Consider the following 26,644-nt stretch of genomic DNA (forward strand, 5'->3'; position numbering starts at 1 on the left):
GATTAAACCGGAACGAACGCACCTTTGGCGGGGTCATAGGTTTCTAGCCCGCCCTCGCCGATATCCGTCCAAAGCCCGTGCAACGTCAGCAGGTCGGCCTTCACCGCATCTTTGACGAACGGGAACGTCATCAGGTTTTCCAACGACACCAGAACCGCCTCTTTTTCAAGCGCGCGTCTGCGGGCCGCATCATCCTCAATATCTTTCACCCGCTCAAAGCCGGGGCGCAGGATGTCCATCCAACGACCGACAAAGCTTGTCTTTTCCTCAAGCGCCGGGGCTTTGCCGGAGCACATATCATGGCACCCGGCAACGCCGCCGCATTCGGAATGCCCGACCACGATCAGATGCGCGACCTTCAGCGCGTTCACGGCATATTCGACCGCAGCCGATGTCCCGTGCTGCCGACCATCAGGCCCGTAAGGGGGGACAAGGTTCGCGATATTACGGTGGATAAAAAACTCACCCTGATCCGCGCCGAAGATCGATGTCACATGCACCCGGCTGTCGCAGCACGAAATCACCATCGCGCGCGGATGTTGGCCTTCGCTGGCGAGCCGTCGATACCATGCTTTGTTGTCAGCATAGCCCGTGGCCTTCCAGCCGTGATAACGTTGTACGAGATAAGCTGGCAGTGGTGTTGCGTTTTTCATCAATGTCGCCTCTGTCGTTTGCTGACCGTTTAGATAGGTGAGATTTTCGAGAATTTCGAGTGAATTCCGCAGTCCTTATCAACCTTTTCTAAGGACACTCGGGCGAATGTGCCGATGTCATGCGGGGGCATGGGGTGATGGAGGGTGAGTGAATGGCGGTTGTGACCGTTTTAGAGCAGGAAGAGAGTATCCGTCTGAATCCAGACAGGCTGACGGAACTTTACGTTGAACTGGGCGAAGCCGGGGCCGAAGATATGATCGGCCGCGCGATGGAGGAGTTGGCTGTCAAGCTGGAGGGTATTCGTGCCCTGGCCGATAGCGGGCCGACTGCCGCGCTTCCGTCCGCTGCGCAGGAAATCGCGGAGCTTGCGCTAAGCGTTGGGTTAAGTGGCCTGTCGCGTGTGGCGCTAGATGTGGAATATTGCGCGTCGCTGAATGACGGGCCGGGGGTTGCGGCGACGCTCGCCCGGTTGGGCCGGGTCGGGGATCGGTCGCTGACCGCCGTTTGGGATCTGCGCGATATGTCGGTCTGACGCGCCGCGGTCAAACTGTGTCTTGCAGACAGGTGTGGCGCAGGTAGGCTGCGGGCAACACACCAGACGAGGCTTTGACACCATGACCATGACATTCGCTGATCCGGGCGCGCCGTCCCTTCCCTTGCATCTGCTGGCAGAGGACACCGTTGATGGCTGGCTGAGCGATCAACTGGAAAAAGTGTCGTCATGGGCGACGGCGAATGGGTTTAGCGGGAAGCTTGGCCAGATCTTGGTCATACCGGGCGACGGTGGTGCGCCTGCCTGCGCCTTGGCAGGCTATGGCAACGCCAAATCGCGGGCACGCGGGCGGTTTCCCTGCGCGGGCGCTTGGTCAAAGCTGCCCGAAGGCGTTTGGCACATCGAAACCGGGCCGGACGGGGCCGCGCTTGAAGAGGTTGCGCTGGGCTGGCTTTTGGCCGGGTATCGGTTTGATCGCTACACGACAAAACCGAAACTGAAGGCGCAGTTGAAAGCGCCTGCGGGCGTGGACGCAAATCGCTTGGAAATCATCGCGGCGGGCGAGGCGCTGACCCGCGACCTGATCAACACCCCGACATCCGATATGGGGCCGGAGCAGCTGGAATCCGCGTTCCGCGACCTTGCCGACAAACACGGCGCAACCGCCGAGGTGATTGCGGGCGATGCGCTGCTGGATCAGAACTTTCCGCTGATCCACACGGTTGGCCGGGCGTCCGCGCAAGCGCCCCGATTGCTCGACATGCGGTGGGGGTCGACGGGGCCGACTTTGACACTGGTCGGTAAGGGTGTGTGCTTTGACACGGGCGGGCTGAACCTGAAACCGGCGGCGTCTATGGGGTTGATGAAGAAAGACATGGGGGGTGCTGCGACGGTTCTAGGCCTTGCCCATATGATTATGGCGCTTCAGTTGCCGCTGCGGTTACGCGTGCTTGTCCCTGCGGTGGAAAACAGCGTCGCGGGCAACGCCTATCGCCCGCAGGATGTTCTGACCTCCCGCAAGGGGCTGACGGTAGAGATCAACAATACCGACGCCGAAGGTCGCCTCGTGCTGGCCGACGCGCTTGCCCTGGCGGATGAGGAAACGCCGGACTGTCTGATTTCGATGGCGACGCTCACCGGCGCGGCGCGGGTCGCGGTCGGGCCTGACATTGCGCCCTATTACACGGACGATCAGGGGATTTCTTCTGCGCTTGAGGCTGGTGCGGCGGCGGTGGCCGACCCGGTCTGGCGGATGCCGTTCCACACGCCGTATGAGAAGATGATCGAACCGAACATCGCCGATCTCGACAACGCGCCAAAGGGTGGTTTTGCCGGGTCAATCACCGCTGCGCTGTTCCTGCGCCGCTTTGTCGATCAAAGCCCGCGCTACACGCATTTTGACATTTACGGCTGGCAACCAACGGCTTTACCCGCCCGAACTGCTGGCGGCGTTGGGCAGGGGGCGCGGGCCGTTCTGGCCGCTCTGCCGGACATACTGGGGCTGTAGAATGGATCGTCGCAACACTCCGGCGAACGCGCGTATCGCTGCGACCCGGTTGAAAGGCGAGGTGGACGCGCCCCGCTATTCGGATGGCGAGGTTGGCCAGATCGCCGTGCCCGTCGCTGACCTATTGCGCGAACCGAATGGCGCGCGGGATCGTCAGGTCTTGCTGGGCGAGTGCGTTACAATCTACGAGGTTCACGACGGCTGGGCATTCGTTGAGGCGGCGAAGGATGGCTATGTCGGCTATGTCGATGCCCGCAGCGTGGGTGAAGCGAAGGACGCGACCCATTGGATCAGCGCACCCGCGACGCACGTTTATTCGGGGCCAAACCTCAAGACGCCGGATCGCATGGCGCTGCCATTCGGCAGTCGCGTTCGGGTGACAGACACGGCCGATGGCTATTGCCAGACGGCCCACGGGTTCGTTCCAACGCAGCATCTTTCGCCGGTATCGCATCGGCTTGATGATCCGGTTGCGGTTGCGGCCCTGTTCCTCGGCACGCCCTACCTTTGGGGCGGCAATTCGATCTGGGGGATCGACTGCTCCGGGCTGGTGCAGGCCGCGCTGATCGCCTGCGGCATCCCGTGCCCCGGCGATAGCGACCTGCAGGAAACAGAGGTGGGGGAGGGTTTGGCCGACGATGCCCCGCTTCGCCCCGGTGATCTTTTGTTTTGGAACGGCCATGTCGCGATGGTGGTGGATGACACCCGGCTGATCCACGCGAATGCCCATGCGATGGCGGTGTCCTACGAAGGGATCGATGCAGCAATCGCGCGGATCGAAAAACAAGGGGAAGGCCCAGTCACAAGCCGCCGCAGACCGCGCTAATTGATTGCGCGGATCAGTTTACGCTCCAACACCCGCAGCACGGTTTTCAACTCGGCACCGCGCTTGAGAATCTGCCCGTCCATGCCCACAACCGCATAAAGCTGCTGCTTCATCCGCAGCTTTGGCCGTTTTTCAATCCGGTAAAGTGGGTTTTCGGCGGTTCTGCGGAAAATCGAGAACACGGCGTGGTCGCTCAGGCAGGAAATGCCGTAGTCGCGCCATTCGCCTGCCGCGACCATTCGACCATAAAGAGAAAGGATTTCACCGAGTTCCTTGCGATCAAAGCTGACTTGGTCCGGGATTCGGGACGGGCGCTGAAACGGCGTGGGTGACTGAATTGTCATATCTGAATCTTGGCCTTTGTCCGGCGCGAAATCAATCCCTGCCTAGAATTCGCCCCGAAATGACCTGCAAATAAGCTGCACTCGACCCTGATGCTGTCGGGTTTAGGGGCAATAAAGGCATCATAGCGAGAAATCGCTGCCCCGATGTCGTGGAATAATTGCCCCCACCCAGACTGCGGCATCGGGGACTAGTATGGAACGAGGTGCCCCCTGTCAGATCGGCAGGGGGTATTCTTTTGTCTTATCCACACCAGACGCGGGCGACGTTGCCGCTTTCATCAAGGTCGATGTTCAGCCGTTCGGGGTTGTAATCCATCGTGATCGCGCTGCCCGGTTCAATTACCCGCATCGGCGCGGGGAAGGTCATCGCGGCCAGCACGTCTTTTGACTGCCCGATCAATGCTGCGTAACCCGACGCGCCACAGGCGTCTTCGCCGGGTTCGACAACGGGTTGTGGCATACAGGCCGTCAGGGCAATGAAGGCGGGCAGGGCGAAGCGCATCGGGAACCTCCTGTTTCGGTTGAAATGGTATCTGCTTTCCCCCAGTGTAGCCGCAACAAATCTGAGGGAGAAGAAATCATGCGTACTCGTGCCGCTGTCGCGCTGGAAGCCGGAAAACCGCTTGAAGTGATGGAAGTGAACCTTGAAGGCCCGAAAGAGGGTGAGGTTCTGGTTGAGATCAAGGCCACCGGCCTTTGCCACACGGATGAGTTTACGCGGTCGGGCGCTGACCCCGAGGGGTTGTTCCCCGCGATTCTGGGGCACGAAGGCGCGGGTGTTGTTCTGGAAGTCGGACCGGGTGTCAAAACGCTAAAACCGGGCGACCACGTTATCCCGCTCTACACGCCGGAATGTCGGGAATGCGAATACTGCCTGAATCCCAAGACGAACCTGTGTCAGTCGATCCGCGGCACCCAAGGGCAAGGCCTGATGCCGGACGGGACGACGCGGTTCTCGATGCTCGATGGGACGCCGATCCTGCATTACATGGGCTGTTCGACCTTTGCCAATCATACGGTGATGCCGGAAATCGCGCTGGCCAAGGTGCGTGATGACGCGCCGTTCGACAAGATTTGCTATATCGGCTGCGGTGTTACGACTGGGATCGGGGCCGTCATCAACACGGCGAAGGTGGAGCAGGGATCGTCCGGCGTTGTCTTCGGGCTTGGCGGCATTGGCCTTAACGTCATCCAAGGGTTGCGCATGGCTGGGGCGACGCAGATCGTTGGCGTTGACCTGAACGACGACAAGGAAAAGATGGCCCGCGAGTTTGGCATGACGGATTTTGTGAACCCGTCAAAGGTCGATGGCGATATGGTGTCCCATCTGGTCGAATTGACCGGTGGCGGGGCCGACTACACGTTCGATGCGACCGGCAATGTCGAAGTGATGCGCACCGCGTTGGAAGCGGCGCATAAGGGCTGGGGGGAAAGCGTCATCATCGGCGTCGCGCCAGCGGGGGCAGAGATTTCGACCCGCCCGTTCCAGCTTGTCACCGGTCGGGTCTGGCGCGGCACGGCGTTCGGGGGTGCCCGCGGGCGGACCGATGTGCCCAAGATCGTCGACTGGTACATGGACGGCAAGATCGAGATTGATCCGATGATCACGCATGTCCTGAAGCTTGACGATATCAACAAGGGTTTCGATCTGATGCATGCGGGGGAAAGCATCCGTGCGGTTGTTGTCTATTGATGGCTGATAAATCCTTGCTGCTGGCCGTTCTGATCGACGCGGACAACGTGCCGTCGAAATTCGCCCACGCCATCCTGAAAGAGATCACGTCGTTCGGGGAGCCGGGGCTGCGCCGCGTCTACGGCGACTGGTCCAATCCGCAACTGTCGGGCTGGACAGGAGTCGCGCGGGAACTGGGGCTTGTCCAGCATCAGGAAACCGCCAACACGAAGGGCAAGAACGCATCCGACATCGGGCTTGTCATCGACGCGATGGACATCCTGCATAACGGCCGTTTCGACGGTTTCGTGCTGGTGTCGTCGGACAGCGATTTTACCCGCCTCGCCAGCCGTATTCGGGAACAGGGCCTGACCGTCATCGGGATCGGAGAAGCGAAAGCCCCTGAGGCGCTGCGCAAGGTCTGCAATCGGTTTGTCGAGATTGAGAACATCTATGAAGAGCCGAACGGGAAAACCTCTGGCAAGCCGGCTGCGAAGGCCAACCGCCACGCGATGACCGAGGCGAAGCAGCTGTTCATCGATGCGATGGAAAAGATCGATCAGGATGATGAGTGGTATTCGCTCGGTCGGCTTGGCCAGCAGATTCAGGCGGACAAGCCCGACTTTGACGCGCGCAGCTACGGCAAGAAAAAGCTAAGCGATCTAGTCGGCGCGCTGAAGGTGTTTGAAACGAAAACCGGACCGGGCAATCAGTTGCTGGTCCGGCGCATTGATTAAGCCCCGTAACGGGCGAGAAAGGTTTCAACCGCGTTTTCCACGATATGCGCGATTTCTTCTTTGGTCGCGGTTTCGCGGACCTTTAGCGTCACTTGCACCCACAGATCGGTCTTGCACAGCGCCGCGAATTGTTCGGAGGCTATTTCGATATCGTCGATCTTCAACTCTCCGCGTTTGACGCCTGCTTCCAGCACCAGCTTGATCCGCGCATGGCCAAGTGCCGGGCCGGATTTGTAGAACTCGCGCGCGAGATCGGGGAAGCGGTCAGCCTCACCCACCGCAAGACGATGAATGCTAAGCGCGAAGGGCGACACCAGAAACCGCACCAACATCTCGGCCCCGAGACGCAGCACATCGCGGATCGGCAGGTTGGTATGTTCCAGTTCGAACGCCGCGTCGGCTTGAATCCGGCACTGTTCGGAACAGATTTCCAAAAACAGCATTTTTTTGTCAGGGAAGTAGTTATACAACGTCGCCTTTGACACGCCCGCTTCGCGCGCGATGTCATCGACGCTGGCCCCTTCGAACCCGTCGCGCAGGAAAATATCACGGGCGCCGTTCAGCACCTGATCGTATTTCCTACCCTTGCGAATTGTTTCGGCGCGTGCCGTCATTCGTTTCCCCAGTTACATCTGTGATTATAAACAGGTCGGTTCAAAACCAACAAGCAAACAAAAAAGGGCGGGATTGACCCCGCCCTTTGCGTGTTTTGCGGTGCTGCGTACTATTTCGGGGCGAGCGGCAGAACCGGCTTTACGACGGTCTGTGTCGGGGTTTCTGGGGCTTCGAAATCCAGTCTGGGCAGGTCGAAAGACATGGCGCCCGCCGATGTGGGAAGGGCGACAACTGCGATCAAGGCGGTGGTCAGGGCGATACGGATGAAAGACATTTCATTACCTTTCTGAACTGTTTCGTTCAGTTAATCTAAACCGATCAGTTTAGATTGCAAGGGCATTTTGGACTAATCAGTTCACTTTTTTGCCTTGCGCAGAAAATTCAACGAAATACATTGGAATCATTCTAAAAGAGGCGCTGAGCAATGATCCCAGGAATGACCAACCGCCGCCGGTTTTCTGACCTGAGCGAACAGGAAATCGTCGCACTTGCGATATCGTCGGAAGAGGATGACGCCCGCATCTATCGCACATATGCCGAACGGCTGCGGGCCGATTTCCCGGCGACCGCCGCCGTTTTCGATGGCATGGCGGAGGAGGAAGACGAACACCACCAGCGCCTGATTGACCTGCACAAAGCGCGGTTTGGCGATGTTATCCCCCTGATCCGGCGCGAACATGTGTCGGGATTCTATGCCCGTCGTCCGATCTGGCTGGTCGAAAATCTTGGCATCGAGCGGATGCGGGATGAGGCCGCGCGGATGGAGCACGACGCCCACGCCTTCTATGTCAGGGCGGCGGCACAAACCACCGACGCCGACACACGCCGCCTGCTCACCGAACTCGCGGCAGCAGAGGCGAGCCATGAGCATTCGGCAAACACGTTGACCGAAGAGCATCTGACCGACGACGCAAAAACCGATGAAGACCGCGCGGCCAAGCGGCAGTTTGTGCTGACATGGGTGCAGCCGGGGCTGGCCGGGCTGATGGATGGTTCGGTCTCGACGCTCGCGCCGATCTTCGCGACCGCGTTTGCGACGGGCGACACGTGGACGACATTCCTTGTCGGGCTGGCGGCGTCGGTCGGGGCCGGGATTTCGATGGGCTTCACGGAGGCCGCGTCGGACGATGGCACGCTATCGGGCCGGGGATCGCCCGTAAAACGAGGTTTTGCGTCGGGCATCATGACGACGATTGGCGGGCTGGGCCACGCGCTGCCTTACCTGATCCCGGATTTCTGGACGGCGACGATCATCGCGATCATCGTGGTGTTTGTTGAGCTTTGGGCGATTGCGTGGATCCAGAACAAGTTTATGGAAACGCCGTTCATGCGGGCCGCGTTTCAGGTTGTTCTGGGGGGGGCGCTTGTCTTTGCCGCCGGGGTGCTGATCGGCGCGGGTTAAACCCCGCTGGTGCGCGCGCGGGGTGCGTGCTAAGCGCTATGAATGCTGGCGATATTCCTGAAAACCCTGCCGTTCTTCGCGCTGATTGGCCTCGGCTACTGGGCCTGCCGAACGCGGTTCTTCACGGAAGAGGCGGCGGCCTACCTGACCAAGTTCGTCTTCTACTTCGCGCTGTCTGCGATGTTGTTCCGGTTCGCTGCAAGTTTGCCAATCACAGAGGTGTTCGATACGCAATTCGTGCTCGCCTACCTCGTCGGCAGCCTGACCGTTTATTGCATTGCAACGGTGGTCGCGTTCATCCGCAAGATCGGGGTCGAGGAAGCAGCGGTTGAGGCGCAGTGCGCCGTCATCGGCAATACCGGGTTTCTCGGCGTTCCGATGCTGGTCGTGCTGCTGGGTGAAGCGGCGGCGGGTCCGGTGCTGATGGTCCTCGCGATTGATCTGATCGTGTTTTCCAGCCTGATCGTGATCCTAATCACGGGGTCGCGCGACGGTCGGATGTCGATTGGAATTCTGCGCACCGTCGGGATTGGGTTATTCAAGAACCCGATGATCGTTTCGATGGCGCTGGGGTTGCTGTGTTCAGGCTTTGCGGTGCCGATCCCCGGCCCGGTTGAGGAATTCCTGTCGATCCTCGGGGCGGCTGCAACACCCGGCGCACTGTTCGCGATTGGCGCATCGCTCGCCTCAAAATCGGCGGAGCGGGTTTCGGTCGCGATCTGGTTGTCATTTGCCAAGCTCATCCTGCATCCTGTCGCTGTTGCCGTCGCGGCGTTGCTGATTTTCGACGTCGACCCGTTCGCGGCGGCGGTGATGATCTCAGCCGCAGCTTTGCCGGTGGCGGGGAATGTCTACATACTGGCGCAGCATTACGGGGTTGCGCCGCAGCGGGTATCCGCATCAATCCTGATTTCGACGATTGTAAGCGTCGTGACCGTGACAGCCGTTATTGCGATCCTGCAAGGGGGATGACATGAATACGCCGCCAATGGTCAACAGGGGAGAGAACGATGGAAACTGTTTCTGAGAACAGATGCTTTGGCGGAACGCAGGGGGTTTATACTCATACCTCATCGGCCTGCGCCTGTGACATGACCTTCGGATTGTTCCTGCCGGAAGCGGCGGAAGATGGCCCCGTCCCGGTGCTTTGGTATCTGTCGGGCCTGACCTGCACGCATGAGAATGCGATGACAAAGGCGGGCGCACAGGCGTGGGCGGCAGAAGAAGGGATCGCGCTGATTTTTCCCGACACGTCGCCAAGGGGCGAGGGCGTCGCTGATGATGAAGCATACGATCTTGGCCAAGGCGCAGGATTCTACGTGAACGCGACCAAAGCGCCGTGGTCCGCGCATTTCAAGATGTGGGACTATATGGCGGAGGAACTGCCCAAGCTGGTGTTCGAAAACTTCGCCATTGATCCTGAGCGCCAGGGCATCACCGGCCATTCGATGGGCGGGCACGGGGCGTTGACCCTCGCCATGAACCTGCCGGGGCGGTTCCGGTCCGTGTCTGCCTTCGCGCCGATTGCGAACCCGACGGAAAGCGATTGGGGGCGGAAGCAGCTGGGGGCTTATCTTGGCGATGACACGGCCAAATGGGCGGCGCATGACGCGACCCTTCTGATGAGGAAAAAAGGGTTCGATGGCCCGGTGCTGGTCGATCAGGGGTCCGACGATCAGTTCTTTGACCTGCTGAAACCAGCCGCACTGTCAGAGGCTATCGCAACACGCGGGCAAGAGGCGACGGTTCGGATGCAGAAAGGCTACGACCACAGCTATTTCTTCGTCTCGACCTTCATGGAAGACCACGTCGCATTCCACGCCGACGCGCTCTATGCCGAGTAGCCGATGACCGCCGTCTACGTTGACGCGGACGCCTGCCCGGTCAAGGCCGAGGCCGAACGGGTCGCGACCCGCCACGGCTTGCGGATGTTCGTTGTGTCAAACGGTGGCATACGTCCCTCATCGCATCCGCTGGTCGAAACGGTGATCGTGCCGGACGGGCCGGACGTTGCGGATATGTGGATTGCGGACCGCGCTGGTGCGGGCGACGTGGTGATCACCGGGGACATCCCGCTCGCCGCGAAATGCGTGGCGGCCGGTGCGCGGGTTCTGCGGCACAATGGAGAGCCACTGAACGAACGCAACATTGGCCAACAGCTCGCCTCGCGCGATTTGATGGCGGATTTGCGGGCGGCAGATCCGTTCCGGCAGGGCGGTGGGCGGCCGTTTTCAAAGGCGGACCGGTCGCGGTTTCTGGATGCGCTGGAGCGAGAAATCCGGGCCGCCATGAAGGGCTGAGCCGAGCGGGATTTGAGTATTTTTGGCAAGATGAAACGAGGCCGCGCGGCGAAAAACCGGGTGGTGTCGCAGACGGAACAGACCCCGATCATTTGAATGTGGTGAAGCGGATGGCGAATGGAGACGTCGATGCACACGCTAAGCACCCCCGGACACGCCACGTTAGGCGCCATGTCGGCGCTGATCGCTGTGCTGTGTTTTTCGATCAATGACGTAACGATCAAGTTTTTAAGCAGCGATTATGCACTGCATCAGATTGTTCTGATCCGGTCTGTAATCGGGTTGGTGGTCCTGTTTGTCGTGATCATGCCGTTTGAGGGCGGATTTCACCTATTAAAGACACGGCGGCCTGTCATGCACATCGCCCGCGGGCTGTGCGTTGTGTTTGCCAATATGACGTTCTTTACCGGGCTGGCAGTGCTGCCCTTGGCGGACGCGGTCGCGGTGTTCTTTATCAGCCCGCTGATTATTACCGCCCTATCGGTTTTGATTCTGAAGGAACGGGCCGGTCGGCGGCGTTGGGTCGCGGTTGGTGTCGGGATGCTCGGTGTTCTCGTTATGCTGCGGCCCGGTGCAGAGAGTTTTCGTATTGCGATGTTGCTGCCCGTGGTGGCAGCGGTCGGCTATGCGCTTCTGCACATTCTGACGCGGCATATAGGGGGGACGGAACGCGCGTCGACGATGGCGTTTTATATCCAACTGACGTTCATTCTGGTCAGCGGCTCAATCGGCCTCGTGCTTGGCGACGGAGCATTGTCCAAGGGCGGCGATGGGATGTTTGAGTTTTTGGTGCGCGGCTGGATTTGGCCCGCGCCCGACGACTATCCGCTGTTTGGGCTGATCGGGGTCAGCATCGGGTTGGGAGGCTATTTCATCAGCCAAGCCTATCGCCTGTCCGAGGCTAGCTTGATCGCACCGCTTGAATACACTGCGCTCATCGCCGCGATCATTTTCGGCGTCGTCGTCTTTGGCGAATGGCCGGATTTCAACGGCTGGGTTGGAAGCGCATTGATCGTCGGGGCCGGGTTGTTCGTGTTCTGGCGCGAGACGGCTGAGAACCGCCGCACCCCTCTGGCACATCGCGGCGCCCGCCGCTAGGCTTGCCGAAAGCAGGCGGGAAAGGGCGCGATATGGCGGCTGTGGATGCAGTTATCTTTGACATCGGAAACGTGCTGATCGAGTGGCAGCCAGAGCGGTATTATGACCGCGTGATTGGCGAAGCGCGACGGCGAGAGATGTTCGCGGCGGTCGACCTTCACGCGATGAACGATAAGGTAGATTTGGGCGGGCCGTTCCGCGAAACGATCTATGCGATGGCCGATGCGACGCCATCGTTCCGCGATGAAATCCGTATGTGGCACGATCATTGGATCGAACTTGCAACGCCCGTTATCGATCATTCGGTTGCCTTGCTGCGGGCGCTTCGGGCGAAGGGCGCTCCGGTGTTCGCGTTGACGAATTTCGGGATTGAGAGTTTCGATTACGCCGAGACGCAATATCCCTTTCTGGGTGAATTTGACAGGCGCTACATCTCGGGGCACATGAAGGTCATCAAGCCTGATCCAGAGATTTACCGCATGGTCGAGGAGGATTGCGGCGTCGCGCCGGATCGGCTTTTGTTCACCGATGATCGTTCTGACAACATTGATGTCGCCCGCGAACGGGGTTGGCAGGCGCATCTGTTCGAGGGGCCGGAAGGCTGGGCCAAGCGGCTGGTCGAGGAAGGGTTGCTAAGCAAGGCGGAGGCGGGGTTATGAGCTTTGAGGTGATTGGGTCAGAGGCGGACGCACTGCTGAGTTGGGACGGCCTGACCGACGCGATAAGGGCCGGGCACACCCTGCCCGCGGCTGAGATTGACGATACGTTTCTGTATCGGCGCGATGACACCCTGCTATCCCGCTCCGCATGGATCGATGGCATGGGCGTCCTGGTGAAATCGGCCACGATCTTTCCGGGCAATCCGGCGCAGGGAAAGGCGACGGTGAATGGCGGGGTGACGCTTTATTCCGACCGCGATGGCGGTCTGGAGGCAGTGATTGATTTTCACCTTGTCACCAATTGGAAAACAGCGGGCGATAGCCTGTTGGCCGCGAAAATCCTCGCGCGGCCGGACAGTCGGAAAATCCTGATCGTGGGGTCGGGAACGGTGGGGCGAAACCTGCGGCTGGCCTATGGCAGCGCCTTCCCGGATGCTGAGTTTCAGGTGTGGAGCAGGACCGTGAAGAATGCAGAAGCGTTTGCGGAAGGGTTTGACAACACTCATGCCGTAGCGGACCTGGAGGTCGCCGTGCGGGGGGCGGATATCGTGACCTCGGCCACAATGTCGACCGACCCGGTGATAGAGGGCGCGTGGTTGCAACCCGGTCAGCACGTCGACCTGATCGGCGCCTACCGGCCTGATATGCGAGAAGCCGATGATGAGGCGCTGCGGAAAGCGCGGGTGTTTGTCGATAGCCGGGCGACGACGCTTGACCATATCGGAGAGTTGAAAATCCCGATTTCGCAAGGGGTTATTGACCGGGGGCATGTTCTGGCGGATTACTACGATCTGGACTCGGGTCAATTCGCGCGCCAATCGGATGATGAGATTACACTGTTCAAAAACGGTGGCGGCGCGCATCTGGACCTGATGACGAGTCGCTATATTTTGGAGGCTTGGCGGGCCCGGTAGGGAGGACGAAGAGCGAATGATCTGGTGGCTTCTTGGAGGCATTCTGGCGCTGATCGCGCTGCCGTTCGTGCTGGAGGCGCTGCGCCAGCCGGTGGATGAAGCCGTCCGCGAAACCGCCCCCGGACGCTTTGCGGAATTGCCCGAGGGCGTCACGCATTACCGCTGGACGGGGCCACGCGATGGGCCGGTCGCGGTTTGCGTTCATGGCCTGACGACGCCCCGGTTTGTGTGGGACCCGATCGTGGATGATCTAACCCATATCGGGTTTCGTGTGCTGACCTATGACCTTTACGGACGCGGATATTCGGACCGCCCAGGCGGGGATCATGACGCGGCGTTCTTTCTTAAGCAGTTGAATGCTTTGCTCGACGATCAGGAGGTTTCGGAGGCTGTCACGATCTTTGGTTATTCGATGGGCGGGGCCATCGCCACGGCCTTTGCTGCGCAGCATCCTGAGCGTGTGGAACGGGTCGTATTGCTGGCGCCCGCCGGGTTGGGGCACGATCTGGGCGGGCTGATGAAATTCGCCGCGAACACGCCGTTGATCGGCGACTGGCTGATGCAAGTGATTGGCGGCATGATGCTGCGCCGGGGAATCCGGGCCGAAGCTGCCGCGGCAAGCTCTGCCATCCCGGACCTTCACGATTTGCAGGAAGCCGAAACCCGCAAGCGGGGTTTCCTGCGCGCCGTTCTGTCAAGCACCCGGCACATGCTGCGGACGGTGCAAATCAAGGAACACAAGGCGATTGCTGCGACAGACATATCGGTTCTTGCGATTTGGGGAGAGGAGGATTCCGTGATCCCCCTGTCCGGCCTTGGGAAGCTTGCGGAACTTCATCGCGACGCGCGGCAGGTGGCAATTCCGGGGGCGGGGCATGGGCTGGCCTATACGCACCCGAAGGAGGTTCGCGCCGCGCTTCAGGAATTGATGCGCGAGGGGCTGTAGCCCCGAAATCCGACGTATGGTTTACGTATGGATCGCGTATGGACGTTTTGTTTACGCAGCTGCAGCAGGAGGACGACCCGAGGGCAGGATACGTTCCCGGATCGGTAGATGGACGATTGCTGAAAACGCGCCGACCCCGACGCCGATCCACCAGACCATCGTGTAATCGCCGTAGATGTCATACATCCGCCCACCCAGCCACACGCCAAGAAAACTGCCAAGCTGGTGGCTGAAGAACACGATGCCGTAAAGCGTGCCCATGTATTTCATCCCGTAGAGGTAGCCGACCAGCCCTGCGGTGAGCGGCACCGTTGCGAGCCAAAGCGCGCCCATCACGATCGAGAATATGATGACCGATGTGGGCGTGATTGGCAGCAGGATGAAAATCGCCGCGGCGAGGGTGCGCCCGGTGTAGATCGCGGCGAGCAGATATTTGCGAGAGTATCGGTTGCCAAGCCAGCCCGCGAAGATCGTGCCGACGATATTGGCAAGCCCGATGAGGGAAATCGCGACCGCGCCAAGGGCGGAGGTCGTCGTGACCCCGACAGCAGCGAGCGTGCCGGAAGGGTCGATCGCGCCGCACATCTCGGTCACGAAGGCGGGGAAATGGGCGGTGATGAAGGCAAGCTGATAGCCGCAGGAAAAGAAGCCGAGGAAGATCAGAGTATAGGACGGATCGCGGAAGGCTTTGGTCAGGATCTGCCCCATCGATTCTTCGAGTTCGGCCTTGCTGACGGGGGCCGGGGCGCGAAGCAGCGGCAGCGCGAACAGGGCCGACAGGATCGCGGCCGCAAAGACGAGGAACACCGACTGCCACGCCATAAAGCCCAGCAGGTATTCCGCCACGGGGGCACCAAAGACCTGCCCGGCAGACCCGGCGGCAGTGGCGATGCCGAGCGTGACGGAGCGGTGTTCATCGCTTGCCGCGCGACCGACGACGGCAAGGATCACGCCGAAGCCTGTGCCCGCAATGCCGAATCCCACAAGGATTTCAAGGAATTGATGCGCACCGGGCGTAACAGCGTATGACGAAAGCACCAGCCCCACGGCGTAGCAGAGTGCGCCGAGTATGATCGCCTTGCGATCGCCGAATTTCTCTGCAATTGCGCCGAATATCGGCTGCCCGATGCCCCAGGCGAGGTTCTGGATCGCGATGGCGAAGGAAAATTCGGCCCGCAACCAGCCGAATTCCTCGGCAATCGGGATCTGGAACACGCCGAAGGAGGCCCGGATCGCGAATCCGAGCATGATGATGATACAGCCGCCGATCAGGACCGGCGTGATCAATGGGGTGCGGGTGGCGTCCATGAAAATCTCCGTTCGCGCCGGGCGACAGTTGCCGAGATTGCGCACCTCGTCAATTCAATCCTTGTTGCGTGACACATCAGCTTTTCATATCGGTCGCGGCGATTTATTGGGGGATATGGGCGAAAGCTTGAAAGAGACATATGACCGGAAGGTCGCCGACGGCACGCTAAAGCCGGACGACGCACAGGAAGCCGTGCTGCCTGTGCTCGACGATATTCGCACCCATCTGGAAAGCACGAAGGCCAAGAAGCGTGGGATACTTGGCGGGTTGTTTCACAAGCCCGAAGAGGTGCCGCAGGGCTTGTATCTGTGGGGCGGGGTTGGGCGCGGCAAGTCGATGCTGATGGACCTGTTCGTCGAAAACCTGTCGATCCCCGATAAACGCCGCGTGCATTTCCATGCTTTCATGCAAGAGGTCCACGCCGCGATGCACGTGGCGCGCAAGAAGGGCGTCGATGACGCGATTGCGCCCGTTGCTGAGAAGATCGCGGATGATGTGCGACTGCTTGCCTTTGACGAGATGCAGATCAATGACATCACTGATGCCATGATCGTCGGGCGGCTGTTTGAGCGGCTGTTCGATGCAGGAGTGGTGGTGATTACGACCTCAAACCGGGTGCCGGATGACCTCTACAAAGACGGGTTGAACCGTCAGTTGTTCCTGCCGTTCATCGACTTGCTGAAAGAGCAGATGATTGTGCATGAGTTGGTCAGCCCCACCGATTATCGACAGGGGCGGCTAGACGGAGAGCAAGTCTATTTCTGCCCCGTCAACGATGAAAACCGCGCCACCGTCAAAGCAATCTGGGAGGATCTGTCGGGTGGGCAGGCAGAGCCGCTGGTGCTGACCGTCAACAAGCGGCAGGTGGAACTGCCCGCGTTCCGCAACGGTGTCGCGCGCGCGACGTTTTATGACCTTTGCGGGCGGGCGCTTGGCCCCGCAGATTACCTCGCGATTGCGGACGCGGTGAAGGTGCTGGTGCTTGAGAATATCCCCCGCCTGTCGCGGTCGAACTTCAATGAGGCCAAGCGGTTCGTGACGCTGATTGATGCACTTTACGAGGCGAAGGTGCGCCTGATCTGCACCGCAGCGGCGGAGCCGGAAATGCTCTACGTTGAAGGGGACGGGGTGTTTGAGTTTGAACGCACCGCCAGCCGCTTGCGCGAAATGCAGGACGCGAGCTGGGGCGGCGGTTAGGGCGTTTCGCCGTGGCGGATGTGATCCGCGCCAAGCACCACAACATCCATCGGAATATCGTAATGCTGAGGAAAGATCGTTGGAATTTCCGCGACGGGATGACCGACGCCTATCACCTGACGGTCGGGGCCGATGGCGGCAAGCGTGCGATCATAGAAGCCGCCGCCATAGCCAAGGCGGTAGCAATTGGGATCGACACCGACAACGGGTGAGATGACGACGTTCGGTGTAATCTCTGGCCCCTCTGCGGGGATCGGAATGTTCCAGACGCCGCGGGTCATCTCGCAACCGGGGGTCCATTCGCGGAAGATCAGCGGTTCGGCCTTTGCTTTAACAATAGGCAGGGCAATGCGGGCTCCCCTGGCATGGGCGCGGGCCATCCACGGGCGGAAATCGAGTTCGCCCTTGAACGGCCAGTAGAGGCTGACAATGGGGGCCGCCTTGAGGTCGATTAGCGTATCGAGGATATCGCCGATCTCATCTGCCAGGGCCGCGCGGTCATCGGCGGGGATGGCAAGGCGGGCGTCGATCAGGCGCGCGCGCTCGGCCTTACGGAACCGGGCCAGATCACGGGCGGTGTCCGGGTCAACAGGTTGTCCCGCGACAAGTTCATGCGCGAAGCAGGGGGAAGAGGCAGGTCGAGAATCGCTCATGGCCATGCTCCTTTTTCGGCGAGGGTATCAGGTGGGGGCGCGGCGGGAAGGGGGAGCGCGAAATTTGATCGCGAGGTGGTTGGTGGGCCGTCGGTATGAGTATTTTTGGCAAGATGAAGCGGGGTCAGCCGTTTTCGCGCAGAATGTGGCCGGCAAGGTAGAGCGATCCGCAGATCAGGATGCGCGCGCCGGGGTCTTTGGCGGTGAGGGCGCGGATTGCGTTGGCCACGCTGTCGGCGGTTGTTGCGGTGAGGCCCGCTGTGTTGGCAGCGGCGGCGGTTTCTTCAGCCGGAAGTGTGTTCGCCTCTCCGGGGATCGACACCGCCGTGAGGGTTGCGGCGACATCGGCGAGCGGGCGGAGGTAGCCGCCGATATCTTTGGTGTTGAGCATTCCGCAGATTAGGTGTGTCGGGCGCGGCGGCAAGGTTTTCAGGTGCGCGGCGAGAGCGGACCCGGCGGCGGGGTTATGCCCTCCGTCTAGCCAGAGTTCAGCGCCGGCTGCGGCCTCGACCAGTGGGCCGGTGCGCAGGCGCTGCATCCGGGCGGGCCAGTGGGCGTCGGTCATCGCAGCGTCGTAGGCAGGTTCGCCAAGGTTGAGCGCGCGTAGGGCGGCGAGGGCGGCACCGGCGTTTTCGATCTGGTGTGCGCCGGGCAGGGCGGGCAGCGGCAGGTCGAGCAATCCGCGTTCATCCTGATAGATCAACCGCCCGCGTTCTTCCCAGACATGCCAATGCTGGCCGTAGGCAAGCAGTGGCGCGCCGAGCTTGGCAGCGGTCGTTTCGATCACGTCAATCGCGTCTTCCAGCTGTGGGCCAACGACGCAGGGTACGCCGCGTTTCAGGATGCCCGCCTTTTCCGTAGCGATTTTCGTCAGCGTGTCGCCAAGGAACTGTTCATGGTCGATAGAGATCGGGGTTATGATGGTCAGTTCCGGGCGGTCGATCACGTTTGTCGCGTCGAGACGCCCGCCAAGCCCGACCTCAAGCAATGTGTAGTCGGCGGGGTGGCGGGCAAAGGCCAGCAAGGCGGCGATGGTGGTGATCTCGAAATAGGTAATCGCCTCGCCTTCGTTCGCGGCATAGCATTCGTCAAGGATCGCGGTCAGCGCAGGTTCTGAGATGAGGTCGCCCGCTAGCCGGATACGTTCGTGGAACCGGGCGAGGTGCGGCGAGGTATAGGCGTGGGCGGACCGCCCCGCACCTTCGATCCCGGCGCGGATCATGGCGAGGGTGGAGCCTTTGCCATTGGTGCCGGCAATATGAATCACAGGGGGCAACCTGTGTTCAGGATGATCGAGCGCGGAGAGCAGGCGCCAGACGCGGTCAAGCGTCAGGTCGATGATCTTTGGGTGCAGGGCCATCATCCGGTCGAGGATGACGTCGGATGTGGCCGTCGTCATTTCTTGGCGTCTGGGGCCGGAGCGTCGCCGGTCGCATCGGGTTTTGCGGCCTGTTCGGACGGCTCAGCCACGGGAAGGTCTGCCGGGGCGGGCAAATCACCGGCAACGGCGGGGGGCATACCGGTCAGCATCCGGGTGATGGTGATAAGTTCGCGGCGCAAATCCTTGCGATGGGTCACGCGGTCCAGCATCCCGTGGTCCAGCAGGTATTCGGATCGCTGGAAGCCTTCCGGCAGTTGTTCGCGGATTGTCTGTTCAATCACGCGCGTTCCGGCAAAGCCGATCAGGGCGTTCGGTTCGGCAATTTGCACATCACCGAGCATTGCGTAAGACGCGGTGACGCCGCCCGTCGTCGGGTGGGTCAGCACGACGATATAGGGCAGGCCCGCATCGCGCAGCATTTCGACGGCGACTGTGGTGCGGGGCATTTGCATCAGGCTGAGGATGCCCTCCTGCATCCGCGCACCCCCGGCGGCGGAGAACAGCACCAGCGGGCGTTTCAGCTTTACCGCCCGTTCGGCGGCGGCGATGATCGCGTTGCCGACATAGATGCCCATCGACCCGCCCATAAAGCTGAAATCCTGCGCAGCCGCGACGATCGGGGTGCGGCCGATTTCACCCTCGGCGACCAGCATCGCTTCTTTCTCGCCGGTTTTGCGGCGGGCTTCTTTCATGCGGTCGGGATATTTCTTTTGATCGCGAAAATGGAGTGGGTCGGCGACCGCTTCGGGCACTTTGACTTCGGTGAATATTCCGCCATCGAACATCGCGGTGAACCGATCGCGCGGCGTCAGCGCCATGTGGTGGTCGCAATTGGTGCAGACGTTCAGGTTTTCCGACAATTCGCGATGAAACAGCATCGACCCGCATTCCGGGCATTTGGTCCAGAGGTTGTCTGGCACTTCGCGCCGGGAAAACAGCGAGTTTATCGTGGGTCGGACGTAGTTCGTGATCCAGTTCATGCGGGTGGCACCTCTTTCGCGTTGCCCTGAAATAAGACGGCTGGCGGTGAATTGCAATCAGCGACGCAGCGCGACCCGTGCGGCGAGCCATGCGGTCAACATGATTGCGAAATCAAGAAGAATAAGCGGGTTGGTCGGTTCCAGTTCCTTCGTGGTGAAGGGCAGGTGATAAAGCGCGAGGCCGCCGAAATTGTCCGGAAAGCCGATGATGATCATCGCATAGACGTTATTGGCGAAGTGAAACCCGATGGCCGCCCCAAGGCTGCCCGTGCGGGCGGTGAGGTCAGCGGCGAGCATTCCGAAGGCAAAGGCCCAAGCCGTGATCCAGAGTGCGTTTTCCCCCATCATGACCGGATCGTAATGCCCGGCGGCGAACAGGGCGGAGGGGATCAGCATCCAGACGAGCGGCGAGCGGAAACGGGCGGCAAGCTGGCTTTGCAGGTAGCCGCGGAAGAAAAGCTCCTCCGCGCCGGTCTGGATCAGGACGCCGAGAAGCGAAAGCGGCAACAGTGCAAGCCAGTGCGGCACCGTAAGCGCGGCGTTGCGGACAGCGCCGTAGGCGTCCCACGGCGGCAGGATTTCCAAGACGACTTGCAGGATGGCGATGGCGACGACCACCCGAACACCGTCGCGCACGGTGCTGGGCAGCGGGCCGAACAGCGTCTGAACCGGGCGCTGGTGCAGCCATTTCACGACGATCATCGGGGCGAGCGCCATCGCGGTAAAGCTGAACAGCATGGCGAGCGTCCACTCCGGTTGCGCCCCGTTCGTCAGGCCGACCGCCACTGCCCAGATCGGAACCGAAAACATCGCCGCGACAAGCTGCGTGTAGACCGTTGCGCCAATCAGGTAGAGGACAAAGCACAGCCCCACACCCAGGCCGAGGCGCCAAAACTCGGACTTCGGGCGCGCGGGGCTGATAAGAGGTTCATAGGCGGGATAGCGCATCGGTGGATTTGAGCTTTGGAGCCTCCGGCGGGGATATTTTGGGAAAATGGTGGGGCCGGAGCGTTGCGGGACGGGTGATTTCAAGACTGTAGAAGGCAGGGCCATGAAGCGCAATCGCGCTTGTATCACCGCCTGCGGTCGCCTATTCCAGTGCCGTTCAGACGTGGGAGAGACATTATGTCCGCAAGCAAATTCGACAAAGCCAAATTGCCCAGCCGTTACGTGACCGAAGGCCCGGCGCGTGCACCGCATAGGTCTTACATGTATGCGATGGGCTTGTCGGAGGAGGAGATTCACCAACCGCTTGTCGGGGTGGCGACCTGCTGGAACGAAGCGGCGCCGTGCAACATCGCGCTGAACCGTCAGGCGCAGTCGGTGAAGATGGGTGTAAAGCAGGCGTTGGGAACGCCGCGCGAGTTCACGACGATCACCGTCACCGACGGGATCGCGATGGGGCATGAGGGGATGCGATCCTCGCTCGCCAGTCGCGAGGCGATTGCGGACACTGTCGAACTGACGATGCGCGGGCATTGCTATGATGCGATTGTCGGGCTGGCTGGTTGCGACAAGAGCTTGCCGGGGATGATGATGGCGATGGTGCGTCTGAACACGCCATCGGTGTTCATCTATGGCGGATCGATCCTTCCAGGCAAAGCGCCTTCGGGGGCCGATGTGCCGGAAGATTTCTTGGACCGTGACCTGACCGTTCAGGATATGTTTGAGGCGGTCGGGCGGTATCAATCCGGCGGGCTGTCGGATGCGGCGCTGGATGTGTTGGAACGTGTCGCCTGCCCAAGTTCCGGGGCCTGTGGCGGGCAGTTTACCGCGAACACGATGGCTTGTGTGTCAGAGGCGATTGGCCTTGCGCTGCCGAATTCGTCGGGTGCGCCTGCGCCATATGAAAGCCGGGATCAGTATGGCGAGGCGTCAGGCCGCGCCGTCATGAACCTGATCGAAAAGAATATCCGGGCGCGCGATGTCGTGACGCTTCAGGCATTGGAGAACGCGGCGCGGGTTGTGGCCTGCACCGGCGGATCGACCAATGCCGGGCTGCACCTTCCCGCGATCGCGCATGAGGCGGGGATTGATTTCTACCTTGATGACGTGTGCGATATTTTCCGCGACACGCCCTATTTCGTCGATCTGAAACCGGGCGGAGCCTATGTTGCAAAAGACCTTTATGAAGCGGGCGGTGTTCCGGTCGTGATGAAGGAACTCGACAAGGCCGGGCTAATCCACCGCGATTGCATGAGCGCGACGGGCTATTCCATCGGTGAGGAGATCGACAAGGTCACCCGCGAGGCGGATGGTCGCGTGATTTATCCGGTTGATAATCCACTGTCGAAAACGGGTGGTGTCGTCGGGCTGAAAGGCAACCTCGCGCCGGACGGTGCGATCGTGAAGGTTGCGGGGATGAGCGCGGAGCAGCAGGTCTTCTCAGGCCCCGCGCGCGTATTTGAGTGTGAGGAAGACGCCTTCGCCGCCGTTCAGAAACGCGAATACGAGGAAGGCGAGGTCATCGTGATCCGCAACGAAGGGCCAGCAGGTGGGCCGGGGATGCGCGAAATGCTTGCCACCACGGCGGCTTTGTCGGGGCAGGGCATGGGCAAGAAGGTCGCGCTGATCACCGACGGGCGCTTTTCCGGTGCGACGCGGGGCTTCTGTGTCGGCCATGTTGGGCCGGAAGCCGCCCATTGCGGGCCGATTGCGTTGCTGCAAAATGGCGACGTGATTACGATTGACGCAATTAAGGGTGAGATTTCCGTGGACCTGTCAGATGACGTTCTGGCCGAGCGGAAAGCCCAGTGGAACGGGCCGAGGGAAACGATCTATGCGTCAGGTGCTTTGTGGAAATTCGCCAAACAGGTTGGCGCAACGCATAAGGGTGCGGTCACACATCCCGGCGGCAAAGCGGAACGGCATGTTTACATGGATATCTAAACCGGCCCATCGGGTCGCGTTTGGATTGATCGCGCTGTTGTCGCTGACGGCGTGCGAGGGCGCAGGCTTTGGCCTTGGTGCGCCGCGTGGTGACAGCCGGATCTCAGTTGCAGGGAGTGAGGTCGTGGTCGCTGGTCCGCGCGGCTATTGCGTTGATAAATCCGCAACGCGCGATGCGGCGGACAGCGCGTTTGTGTTGATGGCAAGCTGCGCGTCGGTCACGCAATCGGCCCGTGCGCCGACCCCGCAGGTCGCAGGAGTGCTGGTCGCGTCCGTTGCCGCGCCTGACGGAGGCGCTCCGGTGGCGGAGTCGATGGAGGCGTTCGGCGCGTTCTTCAATTCTGACGCGGGGCGGGCGGCCTTGTCGCAAACAGGGCAGGCCGAAACGGTTGAGGTGTTGGAAACCTCAGCCGCTGAGGGCGTGTTTTTCGTTCACGCGCGGGATTCCAGCGACGGGCTGGCAGAAGATGTGCGCGACGAATACTGGCGCGCGCTGTTTGACGTGAAAGGGCGGTTGGTGTCAGCGTCTGTGTTCGGCACCGAGGCGCAGCCGTTTTCCACAGATGCAGGCCGGGCGCTATTGGCGCAGTTCGTTGCGCAAATCCGCGCGGCCAACGCTGGAAACATCTGATTTTCGCTTTGCCGTCCGGTTTTGCATCTATGAAAGCAAATCCTGCGCAATATAGTCGGTGGAAACCGGGCGAACCGGTGCAAGGACTGTGATGCCGAAATCAAACGAAACACCGTTGCAACGCCTCGCTTTCAAGCGGCTTCTGAGCCGTTGGACAAAGCTTGCCGACGAGGCAGACGCGCTTGATCCGCATCAGCTAAGGCAGGCGGGTGCACGGGCGCGGCAATTGCAAAAGCCGCTGGATGAGGTGCTGCACAAAGCGGAATACAAACTAACCTTGCCGGTGATCGGTTCGAACGCGATTCAGGCGCCGATCGGGGCGGACTGGTCGTGGCGGCCGGAAATCTGGCGCGGGCCGGTGCGCCCGGTCGGTGCGGCAAGCGTGCCGACCAAGACTCAGATCGGGTCAGAGGCGACGGTATTTCACGATTGCACGATCTCGGAACTCACGTTTCGCCAGTTGCGCAACACGCGGCCTGTGGATCTTGCGCCGTTTGGCTTACGCATGGATGTATTCGGGTTTGACGGCAGCTTTCTGTCACTGGCGATTGATCTGCCAGCTGAGGCGACGCACGATTTACGCAAGCGGCATGTGATTGGGCTCGACGCGATTGTTGAGACGGAAAAACCGCTGGACCTATTCGCGCGGCTGAACATCAAGCACGGCCCGAACACCGAACAAGTGGTGCGAGAGCTTCCGGTGAACAACGGTGAGGCGGAGATGGAATTTGACATCGCCTATACCAAAGTGAACGAACGGCGGGTGGAACGGGCTTGGGTCGATCTGATCTTGAAGGAACCTGAGATGAATCAGGTTGTTCTGCGGGATTTGACCTTTAGCCGCCGCTTGCGGTCTGAACTATAGGGGAATGACGATGGCCCTGACCCATATCAGAACCCGCGCGGGCATTTGGGAGGGCGTGCTGCGCTCCGATGGGGACGGAACGCCAGACGTTGCCGTCAGCTTTGAAGATGCCCCGGTGGAGGGCGTTGAGCTTTCCCCGATGGACGGTCCGCGAGGCGACTGGACCCTACGCTTTCCAATCCCGGCTGAGGCGATGTCGGACGGCGTTCAGACGGTCCTGATCACCGATACCGCAAGCGGTCAGCGGCTCGGCTCTTACACCATTGTCGCGGGGCGGGCACTGGATGATGACTTCCGCGCCGAACTCGACCTGCTGCGGGCAGAGCTTGATATGCTGAAACGGGCCTTCCGCCGCCATTGCGTTGAAACCGGCAACGGCTGACGTGACGCCGCGTTTCGCGTGACATTGCGAAAGGGCATGCGCATTTTCCGGAGCAACTGAAGGGAGCTTCCATGTCGCACTATCCGCATATGCTCGCCCCGTTGGACCTTGGGTTCACGACGCTGAAAAACCGCGTTTTGATGGGATCGATGCACACGGGGCTTGAGGAAACGAAAGACTGGAACCGCGTGGCGGAGTTCTATGCCGAACGCGCGCGGGGCGATGTCGGGCTGATGGTCACGGGCGGTATGGCCCCGAACCGCGAAGGCGGCGTGTTTCCGGGGGCGGCGGGGCTGTTCACAGCCGAAGACATCGCAAATCACAGGGTCGTGACGGACCGCGTGCATGACGCGGGTGGCAAGATCGCGATGCAGATTTTGCACGCCGGGCGGTATGCGTATGGCTCGGAATGTGTGGCCCCTTCGCCGGTGAAATCGCCGATCTCTCCGTTCCCGCCGAAGGAATTGGACGAAGACGGTATCGAAAAGCAGATCGCCGACATCGCCACCGCTGCCGCGCGGGCGCGTGAAGCAGGCTATGACGGGGTAGAGGTCATGGGGTCGGAGGGGTATTTCCTGAACCAATTCCTCGTCACCCACACGAATAAGCGCGAGGATCGTTGGGGTGGGTCTTACGAAAACCGGATGCGTCTGCCGCTAGAGGTGATGCGCCGGGTGCGCGGGGCTATCGGCGACGATTTCATCGTGATCTACCGGCTGAGCATGATCGACCTGATTCCGAATGGATCGACGTGGGAAGAGGTCGTGCTGCTGGCGAAAGAGATGGAGAAAGCCGGGGCGACAATCCTCAACACCGGGATCGGCTGGCATGAGGCACGGATTCCGACGATTGCGACAAGCGTGCCGCGCCGGGCGTTTTCATGGGTCACGAAAAAGCTGATGGGAGAGGTGTCTATCCCCATTGTCACCTCAAACCGGATCAACACGCCTGATGTGGCGGAGTCTGTTCTTGCCGATGGTTGCGCCGACATGGTGTCGATGGCGCGGCCGTTCCTTGCGGATTCGCATTTCGTGGCGAAGGCGGCGGCGGGGCAGGCAGCTGCGATTGCCCCTTGCATCGCCTGCAATCAGGCGTGTCTGGACCATACGTTCAGCGGAAAGCTGTCAAGCTGCCTCGTCAATCCGCGCGCGTGTCACGAGACTGAGCTGGTGATTGAACCAGCGGCGGAACTAAAACAGATCGCTGTGGTCGGCGCCGGGCCAGCGGGCCTGTCAGCGGCCCTGACCGCGGCGGAGCGGGGGCATAACGTCACATTGTTCGACAAGGCCGAGGAACTTGGCGGACAGTTGAACATGGCAAAGCGCGTGCCGGGGAAAGAAGAGTTTGAAGGCTTTGTCGATTGGTTCAAGCATAGCGTCGCCAATTCCAACATCACGCTGAAGCTGGGGGTAGAGGTCACGGCGAATGACCTTACGGGGTTTGATGAGGTTGTGATCTCCACCGGCGTTCTGCCACGTGATCCGGCGATTGACGGGCAGGATGGGCCGAACGTCCTTAGCTATATCGACGTGCTGCGGCACAATGCGCCGGTCGGCGAACGGGTCGCGATTATCGGTGCAGGCGGCATTGGCTTCGATGTGGCGGAGTTTCTGGTGCACGAGGGCGAAAGCCCGACCGAGAACCTTGAGCTTTGGAAAGAGGAGTGGGGCGTCGGCGATCCGGAAGAAAGCCGCGGCGGATTGGCCCCGGAAGGCCCGCAACCCGAACCACCTGCGCGCGACATCACGCTGTTGCAGCGGAAGTCCGAAAAGCTTGGCAAGCGACTGGGCAAGACGACGGGCTGGATTCACCGTGCGGCCCTAAAGGCGAAGGGCGTCAAGATGATCGGCGGCGTGAACTACGAACGGATTGACGCGGATGGCCTGCATATCTCGTTTGGCGAGGCGCGGGAAAACCCGCAGATCATCGCCGCCGATACGATCGTGCTGTGCGCGGGCCAGTTGCCGGAACGCAGCCTTGCCGATGCCCTTATTGACGCGGGAAAAACGCCGCATGTCATCGGCGGCGCCGATGTTGCGGCGGAGCTTGATGCGAAGCGCGCCATCGACCAGGGGACGAGATTGGCGACAACCCTTTGATTTGTTTATGTAAAAATGAAAGATCGCCGGTTTTTCCGCGTTTCCACATCAAAAACGATCTTTCAGAAAACCGCTTTATTGTCCGGCATCT

Annotated in this window: 29 protein-coding genes; 19 read left to right on the forward strand and 10 right to left on the reverse strand. The window is 60.7% G+C overall.

The features are described from left to right. Positions 1–2: 2 nt before the first annotated feature. Complete coding sequence (locus ACEWPJ_RS01680) at positions 3–653, reverse strand: carbonic anhydrase (protein WP_416510421.1); 651 nt, start codon at positions 651–653, stop codon at positions 3–5. 152 nt (positions 654–805) lie between these two features. On the opposite strand from ACEWPJ_RS01680, the gene ACEWPJ_RS01685 reads away from it, so the two are divergent. From ACEWPJ_RS01685 to ACEWPJ_RS01695, 3 genes are all read left to right on the forward strand, one after another. Next, entirely contained in the window at positions 806–1,186 is a 381-nt protein-coding gene (locus ACEWPJ_RS01685) for a hypothetical protein (protein ID WP_416510422.1), read from the forward strand. 82 nt (positions 1,187–1,268) lie between these two features. Then, positions 1,269–2,654, forward strand: a complete 1,386-nt coding sequence (locus ACEWPJ_RS01690) for a leucyl aminopeptidase family protein (protein WP_416510423.1) — start codon at positions 1,269–1,271, stop codon at positions 2,652–2,654. A 1-nt stretch (position 2,655) separates the two neighbouring features. Next, positions 2,656–3,480 (forward strand): C40 family peptidase, encoded by an 825-nt coding sequence (locus ACEWPJ_RS01695; RefSeq protein ID WP_416510424.1) that lies wholly within the window; start codon positions 2,656–2,658, stop codon positions 3,478–3,480. On the opposite strand, the gene ACEWPJ_RS01700 is transcribed toward ACEWPJ_RS01695, so the two are convergent. Together ACEWPJ_RS01700 and ACEWPJ_RS01705 are read right to left on the reverse strand one after the other, a co-directional pair. After that, a complete protein-coding gene (locus ACEWPJ_RS01700; RefSeq protein WP_416510425.1) occupies positions 3,477–3,824 on the reverse strand; it encodes a DUF2794 domain-containing protein in 348 nt (115 codons plus the stop codon). The genes ACEWPJ_RS01695 and ACEWPJ_RS01700 overlap by 4 nt on opposite strands. Before the next feature lie 241 nt (positions 3,825–4,065). Next, complete coding sequence (locus ACEWPJ_RS01705) at positions 4,066–4,326, reverse strand: I78 family peptidase inhibitor (protein WP_416510426.1); 261 nt, start codon at positions 4,324–4,326, stop codon at positions 4,066–4,068. Between the two features lie 78 nt (positions 4,327–4,404). On the opposite strand from ACEWPJ_RS01705, the gene ACEWPJ_RS01710 reads away from it, so the two are divergent. Beyond that, positions 4,405–5,517, forward strand: coding sequence for an S-(hydroxymethyl)glutathione dehydrogenase/class III alcohol dehydrogenase (locus ACEWPJ_RS01710; protein ID WP_416510427.1), 1,113 nt, complete (start codon positions 4,405–4,407; stop codon positions 5,515–5,517). Continuing rightward, on the forward strand, positions 5,517–6,233 hold the full coding sequence (locus ACEWPJ_RS01715) for an NYN domain-containing protein (RefSeq protein WP_416510428.1): 717 nt from the start codon (positions 5,517–5,519) through the stop codon (positions 6,231–6,233). The genes ACEWPJ_RS01710 and ACEWPJ_RS01715 overlap by 1 nt, the downstream gene beginning before the upstream one ends. Here ACEWPJ_RS01715 and ACEWPJ_RS01720 read toward each other — a convergent pair. Next, positions 6,230–6,847 carry a TetR/AcrR family transcriptional regulator gene (locus ACEWPJ_RS01720; RefSeq protein ID WP_416510429.1) on the reverse strand — a complete coding sequence of 206 codons (618 nt, stop codon included), beginning with the start codon at positions 6,845–6,847 and terminating at the stop codon, positions 6,230–6,232. The two genes, ACEWPJ_RS01715 and ACEWPJ_RS01720, sit on opposite strands and share 4 nt — an antisense overlap. A 110-nt stretch (positions 6,848–6,957) precedes the next feature. Beyond that, on the reverse strand, positions 6,958–7,122 hold the full coding sequence (locus ACEWPJ_RS01725) for a hypothetical protein (RefSeq protein WP_416510430.1): 165 nt from the start codon (positions 7,120–7,122) through the stop codon (positions 6,958–6,960). A gap of 150 nt (positions 7,123–7,272) precedes the next feature. Here ACEWPJ_RS01725 and mbfA point away from each other — a divergent pair, with 150 nt between their 5' ends. From mbfA to ACEWPJ_RS01765, 8 genes are all read left to right on the forward strand, one after another. After that, the gene (gene mbfA / locus ACEWPJ_RS01730; RefSeq protein WP_416510431.1) at positions 7,273–8,250 is read left to right on the forward strand and encodes an iron exporter MbfA; all 978 of its coding nucleotides are present in this window, start codon (positions 7,273–7,275) and stop codon (positions 8,248–8,250) included. A 42-nt stretch (positions 8,251–8,292) separates the two neighbouring features. Beyond that, entirely contained in the window at positions 8,293–9,222 is a 930-nt protein-coding gene (locus tag ACEWPJ_RS01735; RefSeq protein WP_416510432.1) for an AEC family transporter, read from the forward strand. A gap of 38 nt (positions 9,223–9,260) precedes the next feature. Beyond that, positions 9,261–10,094 (forward strand): S-formylglutathione hydrolase, encoded by an 834-nt coding sequence (gene fghA / locus ACEWPJ_RS01740; RefSeq protein ID WP_416510433.1) that lies wholly within the window; start codon positions 9,261–9,263, stop codon positions 10,092–10,094. Between the two features lie 3 nt (positions 10,095–10,097). After that, the gene (locus ACEWPJ_RS01745) at positions 10,098–10,550 is read left to right on the forward strand and encodes a YaiI/YqxD family protein (RefSeq protein WP_416510434.1); all 453 of its coding nucleotides are present in this window, start codon (positions 10,098–10,100) and stop codon (positions 10,548–10,550) included. A gap of 129 nt (positions 10,551–10,679) precedes the next feature. Beyond that, positions 10,680–11,648, forward strand: a complete 969-nt coding sequence (locus ACEWPJ_RS01750; protein WP_416510435.1) for a DMT family transporter — start codon at positions 10,680–10,682, stop codon at positions 11,646–11,648. Between the two features lie 32 nt (positions 11,649–11,680). After that, positions 11,681–12,307, forward strand: coding sequence for an HAD family hydrolase (locus ACEWPJ_RS01755; RefSeq protein WP_416510436.1), 627 nt, complete (start codon positions 11,681–11,683; stop codon positions 12,305–12,307). Next, positions 12,304–13,221 (forward strand): ornithine cyclodeaminase family protein, encoded by a 918-nt coding sequence (locus ACEWPJ_RS01760; RefSeq protein ID WP_416510437.1) that lies wholly within the window; start codon positions 12,304–12,306, stop codon positions 13,219–13,221. Before ACEWPJ_RS01755 ends, ACEWPJ_RS01760 begins: the two co-directional genes overlap by 4 nt. Positions 13,222–13,237: 16 nt before the next feature. Continuing rightward, entirely contained in the window at positions 13,238–14,167 is a 930-nt protein-coding gene (locus ACEWPJ_RS01765) for an alpha/beta fold hydrolase (protein ID WP_416510438.1), read from the forward strand. Between the two features lie 51 nt (positions 14,168–14,218). On the opposite strand, the gene ACEWPJ_RS01770 is transcribed toward ACEWPJ_RS01765, so the two are convergent. Continuing rightward, positions 14,219–15,475, reverse strand: coding sequence for an MFS transporter (locus tag ACEWPJ_RS01770; protein WP_416510439.1), 1,257 nt, complete (start codon positions 15,473–15,475; stop codon positions 14,219–14,221). Positions 15,476–15,590: 115 nt separating this feature from the next. Between ACEWPJ_RS01770 and zapE the strand changes: the two genes are divergently transcribed. Further along, entirely contained in the window at positions 15,591–16,673 is a 1,083-nt protein-coding gene (zapE, locus tag ACEWPJ_RS01775) for a cell division protein ZapE (protein ID WP_416512984.1), read from the forward strand. Here the strand turns inward: zapE and ACEWPJ_RS01780 are convergent. From ACEWPJ_RS01780 to ACEWPJ_RS01795, 4 genes are all read right to left on the reverse strand, one after another. Then, positions 16,670–17,326 carry a 5-formyltetrahydrofolate cyclo-ligase gene (locus ACEWPJ_RS01780; RefSeq protein WP_416510440.1) on the reverse strand — a complete coding sequence of 219 codons (657 nt, stop codon included), beginning with the start codon at positions 17,324–17,326 and terminating at the stop codon, positions 16,670–16,672. The genes zapE and ACEWPJ_RS01780 overlap by 4 nt on opposite strands. Positions 17,327–17,450: 124 nt before the next feature. After that, positions 17,451–18,725, reverse strand: a complete 1,275-nt coding sequence (locus ACEWPJ_RS01785; RefSeq protein ID WP_416510441.1) for a bifunctional folylpolyglutamate synthase/dihydrofolate synthase — start codon at positions 18,723–18,725, stop codon at positions 17,451–17,453. Then, positions 18,722–19,687, reverse strand: a complete 966-nt coding sequence (gene accD, locus ACEWPJ_RS01790; protein WP_416510442.1) for an acetyl-CoA carboxylase, carboxyltransferase subunit beta — start codon at positions 19,685–19,687, stop codon at positions 18,722–18,724. Before accD ends, ACEWPJ_RS01785 begins: the two co-directional genes overlap by 4 nt. A 57-nt stretch (positions 19,688–19,744) precedes the next feature. Beyond that, positions 19,745–20,635 (reverse strand): CPBP family intramembrane glutamic endopeptidase, encoded by an 891-nt coding sequence (locus ACEWPJ_RS01795; RefSeq protein ID WP_416510443.1) that lies wholly within the window; start codon positions 20,633–20,635, stop codon positions 19,745–19,747. Between the two features lie 177 nt (positions 20,636–20,812). On the opposite strand from ACEWPJ_RS01795, the gene ilvD reads away from it, so the two are divergent. The 5 genes from ilvD (at position 20,813) to ACEWPJ_RS01820 (ending at position 26,553) form a co-directional block, all read left to right on the forward strand. Further along, positions 20,813–22,576, forward strand: coding sequence for a dihydroxy-acid dehydratase (gene ilvD / locus ACEWPJ_RS01800; RefSeq protein WP_416510444.1), 1,764 nt, complete (start codon positions 20,813–20,815; stop codon positions 22,574–22,576). After that, the gene (locus ACEWPJ_RS01805; RefSeq protein WP_416510445.1) at positions 22,557–23,207 is read left to right on the forward strand and encodes a hypothetical protein; all 651 of its coding nucleotides are present in this window, start codon (positions 22,557–22,559) and stop codon (positions 23,205–23,207) included. Before ilvD ends, ACEWPJ_RS01805 begins: the two co-directional genes overlap by 20 nt. Positions 23,208–23,298: 91 nt before the next feature. Continuing rightward, complete coding sequence (locus ACEWPJ_RS01810; protein WP_416510446.1) at positions 23,299–24,072, forward strand: DUF6478 family protein; 774 nt, start codon at positions 23,299–23,301, stop codon at positions 24,070–24,072. A 10-nt stretch (positions 24,073–24,082) separates the two neighbouring features. After that, positions 24,083–24,454 carry a hypothetical protein gene (locus ACEWPJ_RS01815; RefSeq protein ID WP_416510447.1) on the forward strand — a complete coding sequence of 124 codons (372 nt, stop codon included), beginning with the start codon at positions 24,083–24,085 and terminating at the stop codon, positions 24,452–24,454. A gap of 71 nt (positions 24,455–24,525) precedes the next feature. Next, the gene (locus ACEWPJ_RS01820; RefSeq protein WP_416510448.1) at positions 24,526–26,553 is read left to right on the forward strand and encodes an FAD-dependent oxidoreductase; all 2,028 of its coding nucleotides are present in this window, start codon (positions 24,526–24,528) and stop codon (positions 26,551–26,553) included. Positions 26,554–26,644 lie beyond the last annotated feature (91 nt).

Origin of the sequence: Aliiroseovarius sp. YM-037, assembly GCF_048060095.1 — a bacterium.
Taxonomy (GTDB): domain Bacteria; phylum Pseudomonadota; class Alphaproteobacteria; order Rhodobacterales; family Rhodobacteraceae; genus JBLUOA01.